17 protein-coding genes and 10 pseudogenes are annotated in these 25,462 nt (G+C 39.0%); 22 read left to right on the top strand and 5 right to left on the bottom strand.

All coding sequences use genetic code 11. The features are described from left to right. The coding region (locus HSISS2_RS05140; protein WP_042767016.1) for a GNAT family N-acetyltransferase at positions 1 to 358 on the top strand (358 nt) is incomplete at its 5' end. 494 nt (positions 359 to 852) lie between these two features. On the opposite strand, the gene HSISS2_RS05135 is transcribed toward HSISS2_RS05140, so the two are convergent. Both HSISS2_RS05135 and HSISS2_RS05130 read right to left on the bottom strand, forming a co-directional pair. Further along, positions 853 to 2,025, bottom strand: coding sequence for an MFS transporter (locus tag HSISS2_RS05135; protein ID WP_042767014.1), 1,173 nt, complete (start codon positions 2,023 to 2,025; stop codon positions 853 to 855). A 227-nt stretch (positions 2,026 to 2,252) separates the two neighbouring features. Beyond that, positions 2,253 to 3,095 (bottom strand): DegV family protein, encoded by an 843-nt coding sequence (locus HSISS2_RS05130; protein WP_021145723.1) that lies wholly within the window; start codon positions 3,093 to 3,095, stop codon positions 2,253 to 2,255. Positions 3,096 to 3,220: 125 nt separating this feature from the next. On the opposite strand from HSISS2_RS05130, the pseudogene HSISS2_RS05125 reads away from it, so the two are divergent. The 13 genes and pseudogenes from HSISS2_RS05125 (at position 3,221) to HSISS2_RS05060 (ending at position 14,553) form a co-directional block, all read left to right on the top strand. Then, positions 3,221 to 3,789: pseudogene (locus HSISS2_RS05125) on the top strand (TetR/AcrR family transcriptional regulator). A 99-nt stretch (positions 3,790 to 3,888) separates the two neighbouring features. Next, a complete protein-coding gene (locus HSISS2_RS05120) occupies positions 3,889 to 4,461 on the top strand; it encodes an HD domain-containing protein (RefSeq protein WP_021145721.1) in 573 nt (190 codons plus the stop codon). A 49-nt stretch (positions 4,462 to 4,510) separates the two neighbouring features. Next, positions 4,511 to 5,335, top strand: a complete 825-nt coding sequence (locus HSISS2_RS05115) for a CPBP family intramembrane glutamic endopeptidase (protein WP_021145720.1) — start codon at positions 4,511 to 4,513, stop codon at positions 5,333 to 5,335. A 41-nt stretch (positions 5,336 to 5,376) separates the two neighbouring features. After that, positions 5,377 to 6,012, top strand: a pseudogene (locus HSISS2_RS05110) (copper homeostasis protein CutC). A gap of 518 nt (positions 6,013 to 6,530) precedes the next feature. Then, on the top strand, positions 6,531 to 7,760 hold the full coding sequence (locus HSISS2_RS05100) for a DUF4767 domain-containing protein (protein WP_021145717.1): 1,230 nt from the start codon (positions 6,531 to 6,533) through the stop codon (positions 7,758 to 7,760). 235 nt (positions 7,761 to 7,995) lie between these two features. Beyond that, positions 7,996 to 8,735: pseudogene (locus tag HSISS2_RS05095) on the top strand (DUF4300 family protein); the annotation flags it as partial. 67 nt (positions 8,736 to 8,802) lie between these two features. Then, positions 8,803 to 9,279 (top strand): type II toxin-antitoxin system antitoxin PezA, encoded by a 477-nt coding sequence (gene pezA, locus HSISS2_RS05090; protein WP_021145714.1) that lies wholly within the window; start codon positions 8,803 to 8,805, stop codon positions 9,277 to 9,279. Further along, a pseudogene (locus HSISS2_RS05085) lies at positions 9,279 to 10,081 on the top strand (zeta toxin family protein). The gene pezA and the pseudogene HSISS2_RS05085 overlap by 1 nt, the downstream one beginning before the upstream one ends. A gap of 39 nt (positions 10,082 to 10,120) precedes the next feature. Further along, positions 10,121 to 10,869, top strand: a pseudogene (locus tag HSISS2_RS05080) (CPBP family intramembrane glutamic endopeptidase). A 176-nt stretch (positions 10,870 to 11,045) separates the two neighbouring features. Continuing rightward, on the top strand, positions 11,046 to 12,089 hold the full coding sequence (locus HSISS2_RS05075; RefSeq protein ID WP_021145710.1) for an iron ABC transporter permease: 1,044 nt from the start codon (positions 11,046 to 11,048) through the stop codon (positions 12,087 to 12,089). Between the two features lie 4 nt (positions 12,090 to 12,093). Beyond that, positions 12,094 to 12,849, top strand: coding sequence for an ABC transporter ATP-binding protein (locus HSISS2_RS05070; RefSeq protein WP_021145709.1), 756 nt, complete (start codon positions 12,094 to 12,096; stop codon positions 12,847 to 12,849). 20 nt (positions 12,850 to 12,869) lie between these two features. Next, a pseudogene (locus HSISS2_RS05065) lies at positions 12,870 to 13,884 on the top strand (ABC transporter substrate-binding protein). Then, positions 13,865 to 14,553: pseudogene (locus HSISS2_RS05060) on the top strand (alpha/beta hydrolase-fold protein). The pseudogenes HSISS2_RS05065 and HSISS2_RS05060 overlap by 20 nt, the downstream one beginning before the upstream one ends. Before the next feature lie 291 nt (positions 14,554 to 14,844). Here the strand turns inward: HSISS2_RS05060 and HSISS2_RS05055 are convergent. Together HSISS2_RS05055 and HSISS2_RS05050 are read right to left on the bottom strand one after the other, a co-directional pair. After that, positions 14,845 to 15,725, bottom strand: a pseudogene (locus HSISS2_RS05055) (diacylglycerol kinase family protein). Between the two features lie 103 nt (positions 15,726 to 15,828). Then, positions 15,829 to 16,853, bottom strand: a pseudogene (locus HSISS2_RS05050) (DUF389 domain-containing protein). A 703-nt stretch (positions 16,854 to 17,556) separates the two neighbouring features. Here HSISS2_RS05050 and HSISS2_RS05045 point away from each other — a divergent pair. From HSISS2_RS05045 to HSISS2_RS05010, 8 genes and pseudogenes are all read left to right on the top strand, one after another. Beyond that, on the top strand, positions 17,557 to 17,796 hold the full coding sequence (locus tag HSISS2_RS05045) for a GlsB/YeaQ/YmgE family stress response membrane protein (protein ID WP_002890536.1): 240 nt from the start codon (positions 17,557 to 17,559) through the stop codon (positions 17,794 to 17,796). Positions 17,797 to 18,051: 255 nt separating this feature from the next. Beyond that, positions 18,052 to 18,255: a CsbD family protein gene (locus HSISS2_RS05040; protein ID WP_004182825.1), complete on the top strand. Its 204-nt coding sequence runs from the start codon at positions 18,052 to 18,054 to the stop codon at positions 18,253 to 18,255. A gap of 569 nt (positions 18,256 to 18,824) precedes the next feature. Then, complete coding sequence (gene lpdA, locus HSISS2_RS05035; protein ID WP_021145702.1) at positions 18,825 to 20,165, top strand: dihydrolipoyl dehydrogenase; 1,341 nt, start codon at positions 18,825 to 18,827, stop codon at positions 20,163 to 20,165. Positions 20,166 to 20,270: 105 nt separating this feature from the next. Then, positions 20,271 to 21,344 (top strand): thiamine pyrophosphate-dependent dehydrogenase E1 component subunit alpha, encoded by a 1,074-nt coding sequence (locus tag HSISS2_RS05030; protein WP_014634179.1) that lies wholly within the window; start codon positions 20,271 to 20,273, stop codon positions 21,342 to 21,344. 16 nt (positions 21,345 to 21,360) lie between these two features. After that, positions 21,361 to 22,392, top strand: a complete 1,032-nt coding sequence (locus tag HSISS2_RS05025; RefSeq protein WP_002890539.1) for an alpha-ketoacid dehydrogenase subunit beta — start codon at positions 21,361 to 21,363, stop codon at positions 22,390 to 22,392. 10 nt (positions 22,393 to 22,402) lie between these two features. Beyond that, the gene (locus HSISS2_RS05020; protein ID WP_021145701.1) at positions 22,403 to 23,632 is read left to right on the top strand and encodes a dihydrolipoamide acetyltransferase family protein; all 1,230 of its coding nucleotides are present in this window, start codon (positions 22,403 to 22,405) and stop codon (positions 23,630 to 23,632) included. Between the two features lie 271 nt (positions 23,633 to 23,903). Further along, a complete protein-coding gene (locus HSISS2_RS05015; RefSeq protein WP_021144443.1) occupies positions 23,904 to 24,215 on the top strand; it encodes a hypothetical protein in 312 nt (103 codons plus the stop codon). Between the two features lie 90 nt (positions 24,216 to 24,305). After that, a pseudogene (locus HSISS2_RS05010) lies at positions 24,306 to 25,054 on the top strand (CPBP family intramembrane glutamic endopeptidase). A gap of 245 nt (positions 25,055 to 25,299) precedes the next feature. On the opposite strand, the gene HSISS2_RS11765 reads toward HSISS2_RS05010, so the two are convergent. Continuing rightward, a complete protein-coding gene (locus tag HSISS2_RS11765; protein ID WP_021145699.1) occupies positions 25,300 to 25,461 on the bottom strand; it encodes a hypothetical protein in 162 nt (53 codons plus the stop codon). Position 25,462: the final 1 nt, after the last annotated feature.

The raw sequence follows: 25,462 nt of genomic DNA, 5'->3' as shown, positions 1-25,462 counted from the left end.
TGAGGTTTGCAAACAAGTAGATAATACTGATCAGATTTACAATCTAACAAAACTTCATAAAATGTATGATTACCTAACTTCACATGGTTCTTGCTATTATATCCAATATGAAGGAGTGTTAGTTGGAGATGTGACACTCCTAGATAACTCGGAACTTTCTATAGTTATCAGCAAAGAGTATCAGAATTTACATATCGGAAGACGATGTGTTTCTGAAATGATACATCTGGCGAAAGAACAAAATATGGTAAAGGTCTCTGCACAAATATATCCTTTTAATACTCAAAGTCAAAGAATGTTTTTGGCTTTGGGATTTCAGAAAGTAGATGAAGAGCGGTATGAATATAAGTTGATATAGAACAGTTGTATATTTCCATATATATTAAGAATGTAATCTGCTGTTTATAAAATAATGTTCATGAAAAAAGAGATAAAGGGTACCTACTGATCCATGGACAAGAGTTTTGTTCAGAAATCTAAAAATAAAGAGAACACCAACAGATGATTTTTTGTTGGTGTTCTCTTTATGTGATTTTACAATTATTCTTTTTTGTTTACAACAAGTTAAACAGACAGTTTGTAGGAGGAATTCAAACTCAAAATTTTGTACAAGTTAATGAAAGCTTTTCCCCATTATAATCTGTCCACGCCATTATCAGTTTTTTGAGTTATCTCATCACGAATAAAAGAAAGATTAAAGTTGTACATGAGTAAAACTCTAATGCTTAGCCCTAGCTACTTTCTAAATGAAAATAGAATAAGCTTTTACTAAATCATTTATTCATTTGCCACACACAAATAACACCCCACAAGCTACAACTTGTGGGGCATTTTCTTATATTATTTTTTCACTTATAAAATAACATCTGTTTTTTCAACTTTATAGAGGGCTATTCCCATGATTAGGGTCAAGATGAGAAGAATTAAAACGGCAGGGGTCCAAGAGTTAAAGAGTTGTTTGCTTGAACCAAACAGGACTGGTCCAAGGGCCGCAAAGATATAGCCTCCAGTTTGGGCTAAACCTGATAGTTGGGCTGTTTTTTCAGGGGTGCTAGCCTTCATTGAAAAGGCAACCATCATGTAAGGGAATAGGACACTAGCTGAACTTCCGATTAAGAGGTTAAGGACCAACCAATACACAAAGCTGTCTGTATTGACTAGAAGCATGGCAACTCCGATGAATCCTGCTAGGACGGTAATCACTAGCATCAAATGGCGGTTACGATCAGAAAGTTTAGTGATTAGGCTAGGAACGATCATAGAGAATGGAATACTTGTCAGTGTGAAAACGGAAGCTAGAATTCCGGCATTGGCTTCGCCGACACCAGCTTGAGTGGCCATTGTTGGAAGCCAAGTGATAGTGGTGTAGAAGAAGAGTGACTGTAATCCACCGAAAATCATGATGGCCCAGACTTTGCCGCTCTTATACCAACTGCCTGAGTTTTCGCTAGTAGAAGTATCTTGTTCTAAATAATGATTGTGACGGACATTAGGAAGCCAAACCACAAGAGCCAAGGCACAGACTGCTGTCAATACCCAGACCAAGCCTTGCCATGAGGTTGCCTTAGTGATTGGAACGGCTACCGATGAAGCCACAGCTGTGGACAAGCCCATGGCTGTGATGTAGAGTGTGGTTAAGAATCCTAACTGATTTGGCTCATTAGCCTGAATTAGGCTTGGGAGAAGGACATTGATGAAGGCAATTCCAGCTCCGACTAAAAGCGTTCCCACATAAAGAAGAGGAAGGTTGATGGTACGAAGAGCAGAACCAAGTGTCATGACAATCAGAACTACGAGAAAGAGTCGCTCAATTCCAAAGCGTTTGGCCCAGCTGGCCGCAAAGGGTGAGAATATCGCAAAGGTCAAGAGAGGCAGACTTGTCAAGAGACCGAGAGAACTGACCTCAACGCCTAGACCAGAAGCAATGTCTGATAAGACAGTGGACATGGTTGTGAACGGGGCCCGCAAAACGATCCCTAGAAGAAGGATTCCAGGGATTAGAAAATGTGACTGTTTCTGTTTCATAAAGCATCTCCGTGTTTAAAGTTAATAAGGATATCTAAATTTATAAGAAATATGACACGAATGCGTCACTTCCATCTTAGCATAAATGATGGGGATAATGAAAGCGATTACGTTGGATTGTCAAGAAAGAATTTTTAGTTTTAAAATCCTATTCTACTGATTATCTGATAACATCATTTGATTTTAAAAAAGGCCGGACATTTTGTCCAGCTCTGTTCTATATTTACTTAAATTTCATACCCCATAAGGAGTCCGCCTTCTTCAGCATAAAAACTACAGAGTCCAGAAGTCGGAAGGACTTCGATGCTTGCTTGGGCAAATTTTTCACGAATCATTGCAGAGAATTGCTCGATAAATTTTTCATTGTTACGGTGGGCAATCGTAATATTCCCGCCAGTATAACCAGCCTTGATGAGTTCGTCAAAAGCTGCCTTGATAGCTTTCTTTTGCCCTCGAGCTTTTTGAAGTAACTCAAGGGTACCAGTTTTGCTAGCTTCTCCAACCATACGGATATTGAGGAGTCCGACAACAGTTCCTATCAATTTGCTCAGACGACCATTCTTGACCAAATTATCAACTTTGGCTAAAACAAAGAGCAACTTAGTCTTAGCTTGGTAAACTGTGATGCCATCAACGACTTGCTCAAAATCAAGGCCTTCAGTGACTAAGTGATTGAGTTTACGAACGATAAGGTCGACCTCGCCACCAGCTGACAGGCTATCAATCACGTGAATCTTAGTATCAGGATGCTCTTCCAGATAAATTTTCTTAGCGATTTCAGCACTATTGTAGCTACCAGAAAGGGTTCCAGTGATAGTGACGACGATGATATTGTCCGCTCCTTCAAAGGATTTCATATAGTCATCAGGACTTGGACAGGCAGATTTGGAAGCAGTTGTAGTCGCATACATCTCCTCCATCATTTGATCAATATTGAGTTGAGCATCATCTCTGTAAATGGTCTCGCCCACTTGGATAGTCAAAGGAACACTGACAAACTCCGTATCTGATGCCAGATTGTCCAAAGAACGGTAGTCACAGCCTGAATCCGCAATAATTTTCCATTTCATAGGTTACACCTCATATCTGCATAATGTACATTGACAAGTGTTTTGTCTTCTTTTACAATTTTATCATGAAGTGCATTGCTATCAAAGCAGATCTCATCAGGTGTGACAGATAGAAAGTGAATGTTATGGCAGAAAGAAAAATCTCAGAGAAATCTTTGGAAAATCTCAAACGATTTAACCAAGAAAACAAAGCAATTACACGAGAATCCATCGAAATTTCTCTCCTGCAATTGTTGGAGAAAAAAGACTTTAAAAAGATTACCATATCGGAACTGGTTGAGCGTGCGGGTGTATCTCGTGCTGCCTTTTATCGCAATTATGGTTCTAAGGAAGAGATTTTGAAATCTATTTTTGAGTCTAGCATTGCAAAGATTACTAAGTCCTTGGACGGCTATAATCTCAAGACGGATCTTTACCAAGTCTGGGTTTATCTCCTTAAGGAAGTCAAAAAAGAAGCCAAAATCATCAGTCTTGCCATTGATTATAATTTTGAGCAGGTATTGACCAAGGCAGTTTATGATTTTTTGGAAAACGAAATGGTAGCTCATCAAATGGTGCTGGTAGCTACCTCAATTCCTTTTGGAGCTCAGCTATTGTCTCAGTGATTTCCAAATGGGTCAAGGATGGCATGAAGACCCCAGCTGAAAAGATTGCCAAGCTCGGCCTGCCCCTTTTTCCACAAAAGAAGAAGTAGTAATCGCTGAGAGGTGGTTTTTAAGTAAACTGCACCTCTCCATTACTAGTTCAAATGAATAGATAGAACTGTGCACAGATTATACAAAGGACAAGAACGATGATCGAAGAACGAATTCTTGCTGCTAAGCAGTATGTTAAAACCTTATTCGCTGATCGAGCGGATGGCCATGATGTGGCGCATACCCTCCGCGTCTACAGCAATGCTATGAGAATCGCACAAGCAGAAGGTCTATGTGATCTGGAGATAGTGGGCTTGTCAGCTCTTCTTCACGATGCTGATGATTATAAATTGTTTCAAACAGAGAATAATGCGAATGCTCGCATGTTTCTAGAAGAGATTGGTGCTCCTAAAAAGCAAATTGACCAGATTTGCCAGGTTATCAATGCTGTTTCTTTCAGCAAAAATCGCAGTAAACAACCAGAAACGTTAGAAGGCAAGATTGTCCAGGATGCAGACCGCCTGGATGCGATAGGAGCTGTAGGAATTGCTCGAACTTTTTCCTATGGTGGCTACAAAGGGAGACCCCTTACTGATACCGTCCAACATTTCCACGACAAGTTGCTCCTCTTAAAAGATGAAATGAACACGGAGACTGCCAAACAAATGGCAGAAAGTCGCCATCAATTTTTAATCACCTTTTTAAAAGAACTAGAGAAGGAATTGGACTGAGTGAAATATTGAAATTAACTTTTATAAAAGACTTATTTGAAAGGAAGATATGTTAAATCAACTAATAAAGAAACCTATTTTAAGTTGTTCAATTATATTTGTTATCTGCTCAGTAGCAAGGCTAATTGAATACTTCTATATTAGGACGGATGAAACCTTCTTATCTGAGAATTTTCTACATAAGCTTTTTGGAATTCTTCTACTGTGGGGAGTCCTTTCAATTTGTAAATTAAGATGGAAAGATATTGGTTTCAGTTCTGACGGAACCGTGAGTGGTATAGGGAAGGGCCTGCTCTTTGGTTTAGTGTGTTCCGTCTTTGCATATGCCATTGAAAGTCTTACTCTCTTTTTTCTTCATAGAAATGTTCACTTATCGTTTTACGCAAGTGGTTTTTCCTTAACAAACGAAAAAGTATCTCAAGCAGGAATCTTACTTATTCTCTCAAGTGTGTTGTTTAACCTGATAAACGTATGGATGGAAGAAGGAGTTTTTCGTGGCCTTTTCACAAAAATTCTTGAAGGGATTTCGTACCGCAAGAGTCTATTCTTTATAGCCTTTCTATTTGGAATATGGCACTTGGTAATGCCGTTAAGAGATTATTTTCAAGGAGAATCGTCACTCGTAAATCTCATCGCCATGGGCATTGGCTATGTTATCTTAGCGGGAATGATGAGTATCAAATGGTCCTTACTCTACAAAATGACAGGTTCCTTATGGTTTGGGTTAGGAGATCATTTTTTCAACAATCTTGCTTCGAATCTAGTTCATGTGGTTTCAAATTCTGAAGCAGATAGTTTGCAGATTGTGAGAATCCTTCTATGGCAATTGCTATCATTTGCTATAGTGTTATGGGGTTATCAAAAGAGAAACTGATAGTCAATCCCCTTGCTACTACAACTAATTGGAGGTTCAGTATGCCAATATATGAATTTTGTGCAGAGAATGTGACTTACTTAGAAAAACTTTTCAAGCCGGTGCTCAACGCGTGGAGTTGTGTGATAATCTGGCTGTTGGAGGCACGACACCTTCTTATGGTGTCATAAAAGCGGCTGTTGAGCTGGCCAAGGATTATCAGGCTAAGGTGATTGTGATGATTCGTCCACGAGGGGGCCGACTTTGTCTATAGCCAGCAGGAATTAGCTATCATGCTAGAAGATATCAAGTGTGCGCGTGAATTGAGTGTTGACGGCTTTGCACTAGGTGCTCTAACTTCAGAAAGCCAACTCGATACAAAAGCTCTAAAGACCTTGTTAGATGCTAGTCGAGACCTAGAGGTCACTATGCATATGGCCTTTGACCAAATCCCTAAAGCAGCTCAGCCTAGTGCTATTCAGTGGCTCAAGGAAAATGGTGTGACGCGTCTTCTCACCCGTGCTGGAACTCCTGAGACTGCTCTAGACTTACGCTTGAAACGTTATGCAGAATTGGTTCAGCTAGCAGACGGTCAGTTGGATATTTTAGCAGGAGGTGGTATCTCCGTGGCTAATCGTGACCAATTTCTTGCCATACCTGGTCTTGAGCAAGTTCATGGAACACGTGTCGTCTTTTAGATTTACAATGGAACCAGCTTCTTGGCTCGGTCCCTTTTAGCTTTCTTGTGGACTGAAAAAGTCACTTTGCTTTTCTAGGCAATCTTTGGTAAGCTATTGCTATAGCAATAAAAAAATTGGGGGATGTATGTTAGATAATTTGTTAAAAAGAATCAGATCTTGGGTGTCATTATTTATCCGTTAATCGGGTTAGGGGCTATTTGGCTTGGTCATTATTACTCACAGAGACTTTCACTATTGGAAAAACGGGTGGTCAGATCAAGATTAATAGTTTTGTTTACGTTGCCTATCAATTAGGTGGGACCAAACTCGTTATGGTTTTCTTTATTCTTTTAGCGCTTTTCTTTTTCTATTTGGGCTATACTTATCTTAAGAGGCTAGGCCATACTCAGAAATAGTGACTAAGTCTATAATACTAACTGCAGCAACTTGCTTGCAGTTTTTTCTTTTCCACCAAGTCAACTAGAATCCCTAATTTATGCTAAAATGGAATTATTACGCTTCAAAAAGGAGATGCAATGAAAGCAGAAGAATGGTTAACCTATTTTATGAAGATTTATGGACGTCGCCCAAAGATGACAGAGGTTGACGAGGCGATACAAAATGGCAGTCTCTTGGCCAATCGAGCAGAAGTTGAAGCCTTGTTGCCGACATCTAAAAAGGGCTTTTGGGAAAGCTTAAGTCAATTTGTGGTGACTCATAAGGTCGCAGCGTCAGTCCTTGCAATTTCTTGTATGACGCTTCTAGGTGGTGGAGCTATCTTTGCCTGGCATTCTCACAACTCACAAACTCAAAAGACACCATCCCTCGCGGTAGCTTTATCTAACAGTCAGACGTCTTCTTCAGACAAGTCTAAACAATCAAGTTCAAAAGCTTCTGAGTCATCTTCAAGCTCTAGTTCTCGAAGTAAGAGTTCCTCATCGGAGGCTAAAACGCCAGCTATGGATGTGGAGGCTATTCGAAAGGGAGATTTTTCGAGCATCGAAGGAGATTGGGTTTCTGACAGTGGTCATGTTGTGACGATTACAAAGTCTGGCCTCACAAAGTCTGAGGAGACGGGCAGCACTGATGGTAAGACTGTGATTAAGGATTTCAACGGTCAACCTATGTTCTATTTTGCGGACAATGGTCCAGGGCACGGAGTTAGTCCCTTTGTTCCAGTGCCAGCTAACCAAGCAGCACCCTCTCCGGACAATTCTGTCCAAGATAGGGATCGTTTGGTTCAAATTCCAGAATTTTCAGGACCAGGAGTCGTTTACACGTCTTATTACAGAGTTGGGAGTAAGAGTCAAACCAGCCAAACCCAAACGACTGCTCTTTGGAATAGTGACAAGGCCGCCAAGCTTGAGAGTTACATGGTAGAGTTTGGTCACAAGATGAATCAAGAAAGTTATAAAAGACTAACCCCTAACGGAAGTGACGATTTCTATGGTGCCATGTCTTTTGCCAAAAATAACCGTATCACTGTAGGTGAAAAGACCGAACAAAATGCCCCTATGACCAACCAACAAAAGGTAGATGTTGCTTTTTCAGACGATGGTACAGGAACAGCTGACTATCTCATCGTGGACAGTTACGGTTATTCAGGTTCTGCCATGATTCTTTATCATTTCACCATCCATAATGGGCAACCGGTGGTCCTAGTTTCTCTGCAAAATCAAGGTAATCCTGAAAACATGTATTACATGTATCCAACCAATAATAAGGACATTCAAGAAGCCTTCGCCAATATTGTGAATGGCAAGTAAAGGTTTGACGGAAAGTCTCAAGCAAAAGTTTTTGTCTTCAATCTAAAGTCTTGGCGACAAGGCTTTTTTCTTGTGGAAAAGCATCTTGAGAAGGAGTAGTCCACAAAATCTGGTATAATGAAGCCAAGGAGGCGCCTATGAAACATCTAAAAAACAGACGCTAATTCTTTTATCTATAGCTAGCCTATTCCTTGTCGGTTTAGCAGCTTTTACACATCTCTACAAAAAGGAGGAAAAGCCAAGTTACTCCAACCTTAATAGTAAGGTCAGTCTTAATGAGGTACGTTCCATTCTCTCGAAACATTTGGACAAGAGGAGTGTGGATAACTTTATCGATCTGGTCAAGGATTACAATAACACTGTGGGTTCTGTTGGTTTATCTGGGGATTTTGCGCCATTTACCAAAACAGACTATGATGTGGAAAAAATCAGTAGCCTGTGGACAGCCAAGCATGGTGACTTTATCGGTACTAACTGTCGTATCAACACCTACACGCTACTGAAAGGCAAAATCAAGATTCCACAAGTCAAAAGTGATACTGAGCTTCTTTTCCAAGATAAGGATGCAATTGACAAGGGCAAGCTCTTTGATGCCAAGGACCAGGCAAACTTTGACATTCTTTTTCAAGGGTCAAGACTGAAGCTACGCAAGATGTCAAGGTTCACGCCAAGCATATGGAGGATTACTACAAACAGTTCACCTTTGATGACAAGGCACGCATGCTGTCGGTTGTTGTCCACGATAATCTGGATGGCAATTCCCTTTTTGTCGGTCACGTCGGCGTCTTGGTGCCTACGACGGATGGCTACTTATTTGTTGAAAAGTTGACCTTCGAAGAGCCCTACCAAGCCATTAAATTTTCTAGTAAGAAGGATTGCTACAAGTATCTGACAACCAAGTACAAGGACTATACCGGACCAGGTTTAGCCAAACCCTTTATCATGGACAATGACAAATGGGTAGATATGGACTAGGTTAACATTACGCACCAAATTTGGTGCGTTTTTATGTTATAATAATATTAAAGTAGAGGAGGACATGATGATTGGAGAAAATATTAAAGCTGTACGAAAGTCCAAACAATTGACACAGCCTGAGTTAGCTAACTTACTTGGTATTTCACGCAATAGTCTTAGTCGGTATGAAAATGGAACAAGTGCTATTTCAACAGAATTGTTGGACCGTATTTGTCAGACATTGAATGTTTCTTATGTTGATCTTGTAGGAGAAGAGAAGATGCTCACATCAGTTGAAGACTACCAGTTGACCATGAAGATTGAAGTGTTGAAAGAACGTGGAGCCGGTATTTTATCACAGCTTTATCGCTATCAAGATAATCAAGAAATTGCCTTTGATGATGAAACGAATCCATGGATTCTTATGAGTGACGATTTATCTGACTTGATTAATACTAAGATTTACTTAATTGAAAGTTTTGACGAAGTTGAACGTTATAGTGGTTATATGGACGGTATCGAACGTATGTTAAGGCTAGCGAGTCAACAGGTGGTAGCCTAATGACATTAGCCAACTACAGAGACGTAGACTTTCAAGGAGCTTTAAAAAGGACAATGCGTTCATTGACACGTGGAAAAACCAACTCGAAGCATCCAAAAGCCTTTTTGTTAGGTGGTCAAAGTGGTGCCGGAAAGACAACCATTCATCGTGTTAAACAAAGAGAATTTAAAGGCAACATCATCATCATTGATGGAGACAGCTTTCGCTCTTTGCATCCTAACTATCTTGAGTTGCAGGAAAAGTACGGCAAGGAAAGTGTTAACTACATGAAGGCTTTTGCTGGAAAGTTAGTTGAAGCTTTGATAGAAGAACTGAGCAAATTGGGGTACCACCTTCTGATTGAGGGTACATTGAGAACTGTAGATATTCCTAAAAAACAGCCCAATTGTTGAGTTCTAGGGGATACCAAGTAGCACTTGCCTTGATAGCAACAAAGCCTGAACTCTCTTATCTTAGTACTAAGATTCGTTATGAAGAACTTTATGCTTTGGAACAAAGTCAAGCGAGAGCGACACCTAAGGCGCATCATGATGCGATTGTAGACCGTTTAGTGGAAAATCTTCAAGAGCTGGAAACTAGTGGTATTTTTGAGTACATCCAGATTTACCAACGAGATAGAAGATGTATTTATAATTCCTTGGAGGATGAGGGAACAGCATCGTCAGTTCTTCGCGAAAACTTATTTGGTGAGTGGTCACCTATTGAGAAGTCTATGCTTATCCAGGAAAAAGAAAGACTGAAAGAACTCGTTGAAAAAATTCTAAAAAATGAGTTAGCATTATTTATTTCCTACCTCCTATAACAACCTGAACTGCCAAGAAAAAGGAAAAGGTATCAAGATATGAATAGAAAACAAGCCTTGTCGTTTTATCTGGCGGGCACCCTTGGACAAATCTTATTAGTCAGTCTTCTTGTTTGGTTACTAAGAGCAGGAGAAGTTAGGGTTGATTATGGGACTCCAATTGGCCTCTTTACCCTGATGTTAGGTGGGGTGTCCTCAGCCATTTGGGGAGGCTATGTTAGCATCCGCTATCATCACTCCAGTTTTAAACAGCTTGTCAGAGATTTTTTCCAAGTCAAACAAGCTCCTCTTAACTATCTCTTAGTCCTCATTTTTATAGGATTGGATTTTTACCATTGGTTTTGAGTGGGAAAATGATTATTCCAACTTGGTATCTCCCCATAATTTTATTTGTAAAAGCCCTTGTCTTTGGTGGTATCGAAGAAATCGGTTGGCGCTATTTTTTCCAGCCTGCTTTGCAAGAAAAGTTGACCTATCTAGTGTCCACGCTCTTTACATTTTTGGCTTGGTCACTATGGCATATCCTTTATTTTTACATTGATGGGTCTCTGGCCACGATTCATTTATTGCCTTTCTTGCTAGGCTTATTAAGCAATTGTTTCATCTTATCCGCCATTTATACAAACACCAGAAGTCTTTGGCTTTGTGTGATGACACATGCGCTTATCAATGCTTTATCGCAACTGTCATCAGCGGAGAGCCTTTGGTTGTCCCTTGTGATTAAGGTGTTGATAATTCTTCTTGCCATGAAAATTGCTAGCAGCAGTATGGAGAAAGTGAAATCCTAAGCTGGCTTGATTTTCATTGCTTTAGTTAGTTATAAAGTTATAACTTTTAAGAGTAGTTCAATGACTGCTCTTTTTCTATGTAATACTCAAATGACCTTGCCCATATTTTTGAGGCATGTTATACTAGAAAGGTATTGTCAAAATTTTCTGACATTACAGGTGGAAAGGAGGTGCTAATGCCTTTTAAAAAAACAAAACACCTTGTTTTTTCCCGCTACCTAAGCCTGCTCTGTTTGCTTCTAGCTTTACTAGTAGCGTCAGTTTTTATAGCAGTGTCTTTAGGGGCGGTCACTATAGATATAGGTGATACTTATGGTGTCATCTTCAGTAAATTGGGGCTTCCGATGGCCAGTCATAACATTGCCAAGCCACTTGAAGCTATTATCTGGAATATGCGAGTTCCTAGGGTTCTCCTAGGGTTAATAGTTGGTGCAGGCCTTTCCATGTCTGGGAGTGTCATGCAGTCAACCGTTAATAATCCGATTGCTGAGCCCTACATTTTGGGAATCTCGGCAGGGGCAACTTTTGGAGCAACCTTGGCCATCATTTTAGGTCTTAAGGCTGTGGTAGGCTTGGGTGCCTTTGTGGGGGCTATTCTAGCGACGGTTCTTGTCCTAATCATTGCCTCTATGCAGGGGAGAGTGACCACATCTGGCCTGATTTTATCTGGAACGGTTGTCAATGCCCTCTTTATTGCCTTTGCCAATTTTATAATCTCTCTTGGAGCGACAGCAGATAGTGTCATGACCATTAAGTTTTGGACCATGGGTTCATTGACAGGAACATCTTGGTCAGATTTGCTGCTTCCAGCACTAGTGGTTGGTTTGGCCTTTCTCTTTTTCTCAACTCAGTATCGTGTTTTTAATGCCATGATGATGGGAGATGAAGCAGCTTTGACTTTAGGGATTCCACTTAAACTCTATTGGTATCTTTATATTGCCATCGTTGCGATCATAACGGCCGTCTTGGTTGCTAGCTGTGGAATTATCGGCTTTGTCGGCTTGATTACCCCTCATATCGCTAGAAGTATAGTCGGGACTAATTATCGTAAGCTTTTTCCAGTGGCAACTCTCTTAGGTTCCTTGTTTGTGGTTTGGGCAGACGTTTTAGCTAGAATACTCGTTAAAAATGCAGAGCTACCTATCGGTATCTTTACTGCCTTAGTTGGCGCACCTTTCTTTATTTATATTGTGACTAAAAATCGTAGGAAGGTGGTTTAGACTTATGGATGTAAGGTGTAAGGATATTCATTATTCGATTGGAGAGAAAAAAATCCTAAACGGTGTCTCTCTAGAGGTTGAAGGTGGGCAATTCCAGACCATACTAGGACCAAATGGGAGTGGGAAATCAACCTTGCTCAAAACCATTTATCGCCAGTTGAAACCAGATAGCGGTCAGATTTTACTGGATGGAAAAAGCCTAAATCAGGTAAGCCTAAAAGAAACTGCAAAAGAAATGGCCGTTGTGACACAGTTTAACACCCTTCAATTTGATTGCACGGTGGAAGAAATTGTCATGCTTGGCCGAACGCCCCATCTTTCCTTTCTACAAAAAGAATCGGAGCGGGACCACTTGCTCGTCCAGGATGCCCTAGACAAGGTTGGTATGTCTGAAAAGAAGACACGCTATTATTCGTCCTTATCAGGTGGCGAAAAACAAAGAGTTATCCTAGCGCGTGCTTTGGCTCAGGAACCCAAACTCCTTTTATTGGATGAGCCTACCAACCATTTGGATATTAAGTATCAGTTGGATATGTTGGCCTTGGTCAAGGAACTCGGCATTAATGTTCTCGCAGTTCTCCACAATATTCAATTGGCCTGTCGTTTTTCAGATTATATTTACTTAATGAAAGGGGGTGAGATTGTTGCCCAAGGTGTCCCAAGGGATGCCGTAACCCCACAATCCTTGCAGGCGGTTTATGATGTTCAGAGTCGTATTACCTGGACGGATGACCAGCAGGCAATGATTCAGTATTTATAAGCCTAGGAAAGGAAGGCCTTATGAACAAGAAAACTTTTGGTATCGCATTAATCGCTGCAGCAGTCCTCACATTGACAGCATGCAGTTCTACATATAAAAACAGCACATCATCGTCATCATCAGCAAAAGAAACGGTGAAAAAGACCAACTCAGAAACCCAGTATCCCTTGACCGTCAAGACTTATGACGATAAAGGAACTGAGTTAGATCAAGTCTTCAAAAAGGCACCAGAAAAGGTTATCACCAACAACCTTTCATCAACGGAAATCTTGATTGAGCTTGGTTTAAAAGACAAGATTGTCGGTATGCTTAACCCTGACAATGAAGTAACCGATAAATATAAGGAAGACATTGCCTCAATCCCACATATCGGTGATAAGAAGACCATCTCTCAAGAAGCCATCTTGGCTTACGGACCTGATGCCCTTATTGGTCGTAACATGATGTTCTCAGACAAATCAATGGGAACCATCAGCACGTGGAACAGCAACGACATTCCCGTCTATACGCAAAAGGCTTCTGTTTCAACAACCAAACAAGATTTGAATAATATCATCGAAGATGTTAAAAATATTGGTGACATTTTCAACGTTCAAGACAAGGCAGACAAGTATGCAGGACAACTCCAAAAGCGTATCGACGCCGTTAAAAAGAAAACAAGTCTTCTGACAAAGACTTGAAAAAAGCTCTTATTATGTGTGCCTACAACGATGAGACCTTTGGAACTTACAAATCTGCCCTTCAAGAAAGTATGCTTAATCAGCTTGGTTATACCAATGTTGCGACAGGAACATCAGATTTGACTTTGGAAAATCTTGTGTCAATGGAACCAGAATTGATTATCTATGTAACTAGTGACCGTAATAAGGCTATGGACAAGGATGCTAAAGACAAGATGGAAAAGAACGCTGTTCTTGAAAATGTACCAGCCGTTAAAACAAGAAAATCATGACTATTTCTTATGATGAGCTTATGGATTACGGTCCATCTGTGATTGATTCTCTTGAGAAGGTTAATGACTTTGTTAATAAATAAAGACTTTGTCTGCCATGGCATTCGAGTGACGATTGCCCTTCCTGAGTCTTATGATGCTACTAAGACTTATCCAGCTGTTTTTCTGAACGATGGACAACTGGATTATCTGGGAAAACTAGCGGATTCTGTTATCCTGATAGGCCTTGAGCCCAAGCATCGCTTGGATGATTTTACACCTTGGTATGCTCAGGCTTTGAGACCTGGAAGTCCTGATTTTGGTGGCAAGCTAGCTAGCTATCATGACCATCTATTTGGCCATATTTTAAATAGCATCCAAGAGGAGTTTCGATTGGATGACAGTCGCATGGCTTACGGAGGCTACTCACTAGGTGGTTTGGCTGCTATCCACAGTCTTTATAGCAGTGATAAGATGCCTTTGATCTTCTCCATTTGTGGATCCTTCTGGTATCCAAATTTTGTAGATTACTGCAAAGTCCATCAGCTTCTTAATAAGTCTTGCTCGGTCTATTTATGTAACGGTTTGACCGAGGGGGCTAATCATAAGAATAGATTGGCCAAAGCTCCTAGTTATGCCAAAGAAGTGCATGAACTTATCAAAAACAGTGCTTGTCTACTTATGCAGCATTTGACCCCTACGGTCATCATGACCATCTCCAAGAAAGATATGATGCTTTTTCGGACTGGTTGATTGAAGAGTGGAAACTCTGAAATGCTGCTATTGGTGATTGAGTAGGAAAGAGAGAAGAAAAGTAGTGAAGAAGATTCTGACGATGGAATCTCTTCACTACTTTTTGTTATGCTCGAAAACTACCATCACAGTTGATGCTTCCGAAAAGTTTTTAGACATGAATCAAAAAACGCCTTAACTCCGTATATTAAAAGTAATTTACTTACTTTTGACTTATATCCTAACTTCAAAAAGGACAAGACTATTATTGTTGCTGATGCAGTAACTTATATCATTTAAAACTTTTTGTTGGAGAAGTAGAAGGGAAAAAACTATACTTTGGTGCCTGAGAACACTTCGATATGGTTCCCTAGTATTTTTATATCTACTGGAAGATTATCCGATTTGTCTCCATCAACATCTGACTCTAACTCAACCTCTGAAGAAATCCTAATATTACGCGCTTTGATATATTCGATATTATCGTTACCTACTAGATCCCCTTTTAACAAATCTGGGATAGTCGATAATTTAGAAATGATGGATGCATCTTTTAAAATCAAGATATTTCCATATCCATCTGTATTTTCATCAAATAGTTTTTTGTCTGCGTAGTAATTAGATAGAAGAACTAAGACCTGACTAGCTTCACCTTCATAATTGCCATTTTCGCTTTCAATACGAACATTAAATACATCGTCTTCCACAACGGACTTCATCGTATTGATTGCATATGCAAAGATACCGTACTTTGTTTTATCTTCAATATCAACGTTATGAATAGCTTCTGGTAAAGATCCAACACTAAAAATATAGCCAAAATAATTTTGATTAGCTTTTCCAACATCAATGGTTTTAGTAAAATTGAAATCAAGTTCTTCAATCGCTTGATCAATACTTTGGTTGATTTCTAATAGCTTAGTGATTAAATTACCAGTTCCACCAGGAATAATCCCAAGTTTTGGAATGTGATTTTTTCAGCAATCCCTGAAATAACCTCATTTACAGTACCGTCTCCACCAAAAACAATTACTGCATCATATTTTTCTTTAGAGGCTTTTTCAGCAAATTGAGTTGCATCTTTGGCTTTTTGCGTAATCTTAGTTTCAACATAATCAAAATACTCTTTAGCCTTATTCTCCAAGCTCTCTTTATAATCTAATGCTGTTTCTCCTCCAGAAGTTGGATTAATAATTATCATTACTTTTTTCATTGATATTTTCTCCTATGGACTACTAGTGACAATACTTTTCAACGGTTTCTTATGCTTATCAAATTAATATCTCACATTACTTGTTGTTATTTGGGGATTCTTTTTACTTATCCTTTTCTATTTGTTGAAGATCATCATCGTTTTTATATTGAATGATGTAGTCGACTAATTCTTTTTCAGTTAATCTATCATTTGTTAATTGTGAAACCTGAATCGAGATATTTTTCAAACCATATTCATTTTGTTTGTTAATGATACTTTGTAACTCAGCTTTTGAAAGATATTTACCTGAAATAGTTAGCTTTAGTGTATTGTTTTCTTTACTATATTTCTTTTTCAAAATAGTATGGTTTTCAAATTGATCAGATAGATAATTATTGATAGACTCATTGATTAGCGTATCTCTAACTAAGGTAGTTGCAGAAGCTAAACTTGGAATAATAAGAACAAGCGAGACTAGAATTAATATTTTTCGCATTTTAGAGGCTTCACGATTATGTTTAACATAAGGATTTTTAACCATCATCACATTAGTGCCAATATATGTAGCAATCATAATAAAACTGCAGTTAATGGAGAACAAATATGACGCCCCTATTATATACTCAAGATTTCCTGTGGCAATAGAATACCCCACGGTACAAACGGGTGGCATAAGAGCAGTTGCAATGGCGACACCAGGAACAATGTTATTAGCTTCTTTCTTTCGTGCTCCAATAATGCCGGCTAATCCACCGACGAATGCTATTACAACGTCCCAAATTGTGGGCGAAGTTCTAGCAATAATTTCCGTACTTGCGTAAGAAATGGGCGAAAGTAAAAATAAAGTGTAGAGGCTAAAAGGCTTACTGCAACTTGAATAAAAAGAACTTTAAACGATTTTTTGAGAAGTTTTGTATCTAATATTGCTAACGCAAAACCTACTCCAAGGATAGGTGTCATCAATGGAGAAATCAACATTGCCCCTATGATTGTTGGAATAGAATTCATATTCAAACCAATAGATGCAATCAATATCGCACACAATAAAGTGGTTAAGTCACTTTTTGATAAATCTAAATCCTCATAGATTTTGTCCCTAAATTCTATTAGAGAATAAAGTTTACCATCCTTCAAAACTTTTTCCATAACAGTACTTCCTTTTTGTTACTATAGTCAACTTTTTAAGCTCACTCTTTGACGACGTATCTAAATCATTGGCCATTATTATTGTAACTTCTTTACCTGGGTGTGTTTTATATTCTACTTTCAATTTGTAATCAATTCACTACTCCATATTAATTTTAAACTCCTACTGAAAGTGATGTAGTGTTTGGTGTATTATTTATACTATTTTGTTAGATACTTACTATTTAAAGAAAAATGTGTAAGGGTTTACATGTCTCAATTATACATTTTATTTTTACTTTCGTCACTCGAACATCTTAGGGCTATTTTCTTTTGTGGCTAAAATGCTAATCAATCAATCATATGAATGTAGCAGTTTAATCAAACTTTTTATTCATAAATCAATCCATTTAGAGGAAGCCCTAATAATAGTAGAAGCCTGTGTAGATTTTTAACAAAAAAATGAGATAAGTGAAATTGTAAAACTATGCAAGCGATTGCAAAGGCCAATGATGGTTTTCATGTCTATTTTTGTGTAAGCGCAAACATTTTCATTGACTTATCAATTTGATTAACTTATACTGTTATTAACAGGTATATACTAACATTAATCTTATGATTGTTAAGATTAATATAAAAAATGTTTTAGCTAAAATATAACTCTTTAGATGGTTTGATTTTCCAAACAATCTAACTTTCCTCTATTTAGAAAGGGGGAGACATTATGCTTTGGGCTATTATTGTCGGAGGCTTTATAGGTTTTATTGCTGGTGGAATCACTAAAAAGGGAGGTTCCATGGGAATAATTGCCAATATCTTTGCAGGTTTAATTGGTTCATCTGTTGGACAGTCACTCTTCGGTTCTTGGGGACCTAGACTAGCTGGAATGGCCTTAGTTCCATCAATTTTAGGGGCAGTTATTGTTGTTGCAGTAGTATCATTTTTCTTAGGGAAAAAAGAATAATTTTCAATATTTCGACAGGAAGACTCCAATCAACTAGCAAACTTGGTGCTGATAAATTAAAAAGTGGTAAACATGGACTAGCTAATGGTTTATCAGCAAATAAAGATAACGTTAGTGAGGGTGTTCAAGCTGTTTATGACTCGACTTCAACACAAAAGCTATAATTTAACTTATCTTTTTATACTCAAAAATTTGAATGTATTGTTTAAGAGCGTTCATATTTAAAAATCTTTATGTCCAAAGGAGGATAAAATTATGTCAGTAGAAGAAAAACTTAACCAAGCTAAAGGCGCTATTAAAGAAGGTTTCGGAAAAGTAACTGGTGATAAAAAAACAGAAAAAGAGGGTGCTGCTGAAAAAGCAGTCTCAAAAGTGAAAGAAGTTGCCGAAGATGCCAAAGATGCTGTTGAAGGAGCTATCGAAGGTGTGAAAAATATGATTAAAAAGGACGATAAATAATTAAATAGTCAATTGATTTTTCACATAAAAGCTACAAAAGCTACTCTACAAAAAATAGAGTTGTCATATTCTACTCCTAATTACTCACTTATAAGATTACTTTCAAAATAACTACAAATCGATATTCTTATAATATTATTCAGTTGAAAAATCAACTTTCTTTAGATTAATTCAAATTCCTTTTTAACTCCATATACATATTCTTTCTAATAGTAAAAGCACTCTAATTTCTATAGTTTTATCCAAGCTATAGACGCTAGAGTGCTTTTTATAATATTTTGAAGAATTATTTAATGATCGGGGGAGATTTGTATTTTTCTAGTTCTTATACAAATCAGCAAAATATAAGTGCTAACATCATCCCGATTAGAGAATGGCATACGTTTGCATTGCTTGTGAATGTTTTCACCACCAAAACATCACATTTTCAGTGAATTACTTGATTTTCATAAGTATTAGTTTTATAATTAAAGTATAGAAAGCGCTTTCAAAAAAACATCTCCGAGTTTTTGTCCTACTTGAAGTGATTAGGCTAACAGCCGACTTCCATTCTAGAAAGGAGTATTGTTTTGAGTCAATGTGATATTCTCATTATAGGGGCAGGTCCTGGTGGTTATGTTGCTGCTGAAGAAGCTGCCCGTTTAGGTAAAAAGGTAACTGTCATTGAGAAAAACTCCATAGGTGGCACCTGTTTGAACGTTGGCTGTATCCCATCCAAAGCCTATCTTGAACATGCTCATTGGCTATTAGCTGCTAAAGAAGCCTCTCAGTATGGAGTAACTGTTTTAAATGATAATCTTGATTTTCCAAAGCTTGTTGCTCGCAAAGATCAAGTCGTAGCAACACTGCAGTCTGGTATTCAATCAAGTTTTAAACAATTAGGTATCACCTATATTGCAGGTGAGGCATCTTATATTTCTGATAAAACCTTCCAAGTTAATGGTGAAAGAGTCTCAGGTAAGTCTGTTATTTTGGCGACGGGGAGTTATCCATTTATTCCTCCTATTCCTGGTATTAACGATGTTGACTATTTGACAACAGATAGCTTTTTCAACTTAAAGGAACTTCCTCAACGTTTGGTTATCATTGGTGGGGGTATTATTTCCGTTGAGTTAGCTTTTGCTATGGCTCCACTAGGTGTGGATGTGACAGTAATAGAGGTTGCACCAACAATTTTGGCAACTGAAGATGACGAGGCACGTTCCATTATTAGAGAAAAGATGGAACAACTTGGAATTACTATACTGGAAGGAGTTAGCATAGATAGGGTTAAAGAAAATGCTGTAATTCTAGCAGATGGCAAGTCCTACTCTTATGATAACTTACTTGTAGCAACAGGACGTAAGCCAAATATTGAGTTAGCCCAAATGATGGGCTTGGAGCTGACTGAAAAAGGTTTTATAAAGGTAGATAGTTATTACGAGTCATCTCAATCAGGTGTTTATGCGATTGGGGATTTGATTCCTGGATATATGTTAGCTCATGTTGCTAGTAGCGAGGGAATCAAAGCTGTTCGAGCCATTTGTCGTCAGGCTGAGGAACCGGTGGATAATTCAAGTGTTCCACGGTCACTCTTTACAACGCCAGAGATTGCTTCCTTTGGCTTGTCAGAAGAGGAGGCGGTTCAACAAGGATACGATATATCAGTTGGTCAACTTCCTTATGTTTATAATGGTCGAGCAATTGCGTCTAATTCAGCAAAAGGTTTTGTTAAAATTGTCTCTGAAAAACGCTATCACCTACTATTAGGTGCCGTTATCGTTGGCCCACATGCAACTGATATTTTACAATCCTTGATTGTCTTGAAAGATGCTGAAGGAACACTTGATCAGCTTGATAAGACTATTTTTGCACATCCAACAATTTCTGAGTTGGTTCAGGAAGTTGCAAGACTGATTTTAAGGTCCTAAGCTCGATGGATAGGTTTAGCGTAGTCATTTTCATTTTTTCAAATTTATATATCTGTCAATAATATTTGTTTTTTATAAAGTTCTCTCATAGAAGGAGGAAACAATATGACACATTATCAAGAATTGCCACAAGCCCTAATGAAAGAAAAACATCAGGGACAAACCTTAACCAAGGAAGAAGTTAAGGTTCAAACTGCCCATGATCTTGGTGTGGAAAATGTTTCAAAAGAAGAGGCTAAATCCATGTATAAGACTATGTGGGATATTCGAAATTTTGAAGAAAATGCACGACATTTCTTTTCAATCGGTCAAATTCCAGGATTTGTTCACCTTTACTCAGGTGAGGAAGCTATTGCGACTGGGGTATGTGCTAACTTGACTGATAAAGACTACATTACTAGCACACATCGAGGACATGGACACTGTGTGGCTAAAGGTGGAGACCTTAAAAAAATGATGGCTGAAATCTTTGGTAAGTCTACTGGGCTTGGTAAAGGTAAAGGTGGCTCTATGCATATCGCTGACTTGGATAAAGGAATCCTTGGTGCTAATGGTATGGTAGGCGGAGGCTTTGGTCTTGCGACTGGGGCTGCTATGCGCAACAAATATCTAAAGACTGATGATGTTGCTGTATGTTTCTTTGGTGATGGTGCTGCCAATGAAGGTAATTTTCATGAGTGCTTAAACATGGCCTCTATTTGGAATCTACCTGTGGTATTTGTAAATGAAAACAACCTTTTTGCAGAATCAACACCACAATGGTATTCATCAGGTTCTCCAACAATTGCTGAACGTGCACAAGCTTACAATATGCCTGGAGTTCGCGTTAATGGTAAGGACTTATTTGCTGTTTATCAAGTGGCTAAAGAGGCCATTGAACGTGCACGTCGTGGAGATGGTCCAACGTTAATTGAAGCTATTACTTATCGTAACCATGGCCATTTCGAAGGAGATGAGCAAAAATACAAAGCACCAGATGGAATCGAAAAAGAATGGGCAGATGTGGATGCCTTGGAAGTATTTCGTGACCTGGTAACTGAAAAGGGTATCCTTAGCCAAGATGAATTGGATGAGATTGTTGCCCAATCACAAAAAGATGTTGAAGATGCAATCCACTTTGCTCAAGAGAGCCCAATTCCAAAAGAAGAAGCTCTCTACGAAGACGTATTTGCAGACTGATTGAGGAGGATTCATAATGACTAGAGAAACATTATTTATGAAAGCCATCAATGAAGGGCTCGATCAAGCCATGGAAAGAGACGAGCGAGTTGTTCTCCTAGGAGAGGATATCTCAGGTGGTGTTAATGTTGAACACTTAGAAAATAATAACGAGGATGCCTGGGGCGGTGTCATGGGGATTACACGAGGATTGATGCCGAAATATGGCAGGGAACGTGTTATTGATACTCCGATTTCTGAGCACGGCTATTTATCAGCTTCGGTGGGGATGGCGCTTACGGGACTAAGACCTGTACCAGAGTTAATGTTTAATGATTTTATTGGATTCTGTTTTGATGCCCTATTAGGACAGGCTTCTAAGATGCGTTACATGTTTGGCGGTAAAGCTAAAGTTCCGATGGTTGTTCGTACTATGCACGGGGCAGGAGCTTCAGCTGCTGCGCAACACTCTGGATCCTATTACGGTTTATTTGGATCGATTCCTGGTATTAAGGTGGTCGTTCCTGCTACCCCTTATGATGCCAAAGGATTACTCCTAGCATCAATAGAGGATGATAATGTAGTTATCTTTTCTGAAGACAAGACTTTATATGGATTAAAAGGGGAAGTGCCAGAAGAATACTACACTGTACCAATTGGTAAGGCTGCCGTTCGTAGAGAGGGTAAGGATTTAACAATTGTGACAATTGGTAAGATGTTGTATGTAGCCTATGAGGTCGCCGACCGCTTGGCAAAAGACAACATTTCTGTAGAAGTGATTGATCTTCGTACAGTTGCTCCATGGGATGAAGAAACAGTGTTAAATTCCGTGAAGAAAACTGGTCGTTTAATTATTGTGGATGAGGCAAATCCACATAACAATACTGCAACTGACATTGCATCTGTCGTTTCAGATAAAGCTTTTGATTATCTTGATGGACCAGTGAAATGTGTTTGTGCACCAAATACTCCTGTTCCATTTGCGACAAACTTAGAACAAGCCTATATCCCTGATGCGGATAAGGTTTTGAAAGTAGCTGATGAATTGATTCAGGACTTGAAAGGATAGGAGGGCGCTTATGGCAACAGAAATTTTAATGCCCAAGCTCGGCCTAACCATGACTGAAGGACTCATTCAAAAGTGGTTGGTCCAAGTTGGTGATACAGTAACAAGTGGTCAGCCTTTATTGGAAATTAGTTCTGAAAAATTGACTAGTGAAGTCGAATCCCCTGCTTCTGGGGTTGTTCTAGACATTGTGCATGGTGAAGGTGTTACAGTTAAATGTAAGGAAGTCGTTGGATGGGTTGGTCAGGAAGGAGAGGATGTAGGGACCCAAGAGGCTCCTGCACAAGAGGAAGCTCCAACTGAAGTCGCTAAAGATTCAACACCGTCTAGTCCTAAATCTACTACAGCACCTATAGCTCGTACTGGTGGGGAACGCATTTTTATTACACCGGTGGCTCGTAAGATGGCTGCTGAGAAAGGCTATGATATCTCCCTTATTAAAGGGACAGGTGGAAATGGTCGTATTACAAGACGTGATGTAGAAGCTTATCAACCAAGTCTTGTTGCTGATAAGGTTGTAGAACCTCTACCACAAGCTATGACCTCAGGCCAATACGGTGAGGGACTAGAAGGCATGCGTAAGATTATTGCCGAACGTATGATGAACAGTCTTCATTCTTCTGCTCAAGTGACACTCCATCGTAAGGCTGATTTAACTGAGCTTTTGAAATTCCGTAAAGAACTTAAGGCCAAGGTCCATACTCCACTTGAAAATGGTGAACTAGGTATCACAACTCTATTAACTAAAGCAGTAACCAAAGCTTTGAGAGATTTTCCAGCTTTGAATGCTTGGTATGGCGGCGGAATTCATCAGATTCAAGAACGCATTCATATTGGTATGGCAACAGCTTTGGATGATGGTTTGGTTGTCCCTGTGATTCGAGACGCAGACCGTATGACTTTAGCAGATCTTGGTCAAAGCATTAAGACTCTGGCTAATCAAGCTCGAAAAGGTACACTTCCATCTGACCTATATAGTGGTTCTACTTTCTCAATTACGAACCTAGGAGGGCCAGGTGTAGAATACTTCACACCAATCCTTAACTCCCCAGAGGTGGCAATTCTTGGAGTAGGAGCAACTCAACAAGCTTTAGCATTTAATGAGGAGGGAGAGGTTGTTCAAAAAGACTATCTTCCATTGAGTCTGAGCTTCGACCATCAAATCATCGATGGCTTTCCAGCAGCTGAATTTTTAGCAAGAGTTGTTTCTTATCTTGAAGATCCTTATCTCCTTATTTTCTAGTGGATTTAAATTTTGAAAGGTTAAGATTATCAACTAATAGACATACTATAGGTTAAAATATAAAGTTTTTTGCTAACCTTGTTTAGCTCAATAGCTAGCGTAAAGCTTACACAAAGAGAAGACTAACTTAGTCTTCTCTTTTCGTGTTGCTAGGGGGGAGAGCTTTTCTTAAGTCAAGTGGGAATTTGTCTATCAATTTCCTAATTAATCAGTTGTATATTCTCATACAAGGGTGTAAAATCTTCTATATAAAGATAAAGAGGAGCAAGGTATGGAATTAAAAGATTTTACAGAACAAGAACAAGAACAAATCGAAAAAGGGTTGAGTACAGCTGAGATTTCTGACAAGGAAGCGGCTAAGAAGTTGCTCGCTCTCGTACCTCAAGAATGGATTAAACGCATTCCTTTCTTTGTCAGAGGGCATGCGACGACCAAGACGGTAGAGCGTGTAGCCAAGCAATATCCTGAACTCTACGCAGTAGCCAAACGCCAAGGGGACCTTCCTGAAAAAGAAGGCCAAGAGCTTCGTAAAATCATGACAGCCATCTTTGAAGAAAAAATGAACAAACACAAGATTAAGTAAGATTTATAAAGATTGTGAACAATGCCATCTTTGGGTTGATGCAGATTAGGGTGCGATTTATCTGATTTATCATACCGTTACGGAGGAAAAATGAGCAAATTTATTTCAAAACAATCAGTCGCTATCTGGTATGCACTGACTGCCCTCCTTGCTACATTTATAGTAGGGCAAGTTACCCTTTGGTGTTTCCCAGATGGAAAGAGCACAGGTGACTCTCTACTGTTTATCCTAATGAACTGTATTCCCCTGATTATGGCGGCTATCTTTTCTCTTGGGTTGAGTGAAGTCAAATCCTTGGGCGATTTTTCAAAAAGGTCTTTCTTCAAAAAGAAAGTCCCCTGTCCTGGATTCTAGCTATCTTCATTCCAGTCATCTATTATGGGATTTCAATCCTGCTCATTAATGTTCGCTTTACTGGGAACTCCCTCTTAGCCTTCTTCCTATATCTCCCCTGGACCTTTTTATATGGCGGTCTAGAAGAAGTCGGTTGGCGTTGGTTTTTACAAGATCATCTTTACTTTAGTAAGCACTTTATATCTAAAATGATGGTTCTTTCCATTGTCTGGTTCCTCTGGCATATCCCTATCTATCAACTTCCTTGGATTACAGCAGGTTCGTCCAACTATCTCATCTTTTACCTGATGATTTTAGGGAATACCTTTCTTTTGGGAGCTCTCAAAGAGTACTCGAAAGGAGCTGTTCCTTGTATCCTAGCTCATATGCTGATCGATAGTCTGGCTGTCCTTATGCTGGTTCAGAGTTCACTCACTCAGATTATCCTTCTGGTTATTTTCGAAATCCTAGTATCCTCTTGGCTAGTGGCTATGAGAAAATCATAGAAATAGACTTTAACCTCTCACTGAATTTCGGTGGGAGCTTTTCTTTCCTATTTGTTGAGATAATGACATAGTGTCATTTTTAGGAGGTGACTCGTTTGGCTTCATCATCTAAAGACTGAAAAAGAAGGCCAAGAGCTACGTAAAATCATGACAGCTATCTTTGAAGAAAAATGGATAAACACAAGATTAAGTAATGTTGTATGAAAAGAGGTATAAGTCCGTAAACTTATACCTCTTTCTTATCTTTACTTCTTATTTGATTTGGATAGATTAATGGCAACCATTGTCGCACACAAGAAAAAGGCTGCTAGTAACCCTTTTGTAGAAGTAGTCATGAAAGGTTTATCAAAGACATAATAGTTATAGACAGCAAATCCCAGTCCAATAAGAGTTACAATAATCGACACA

It is taken from the genome of Streptococcus sp. HSISS2 (genome assembly GCF_000448665.1).
GTDB classification, from domain to species: Bacteria; Bacillota; Bacilli; order Lactobacillales; family Streptococcaceae; genus Streptococcus; species Streptococcus raffinosi.
Note: the sequence above shows the minus strand (reverse complement) of the source record. Positions and strands in the feature narration are given on the sequence as shown.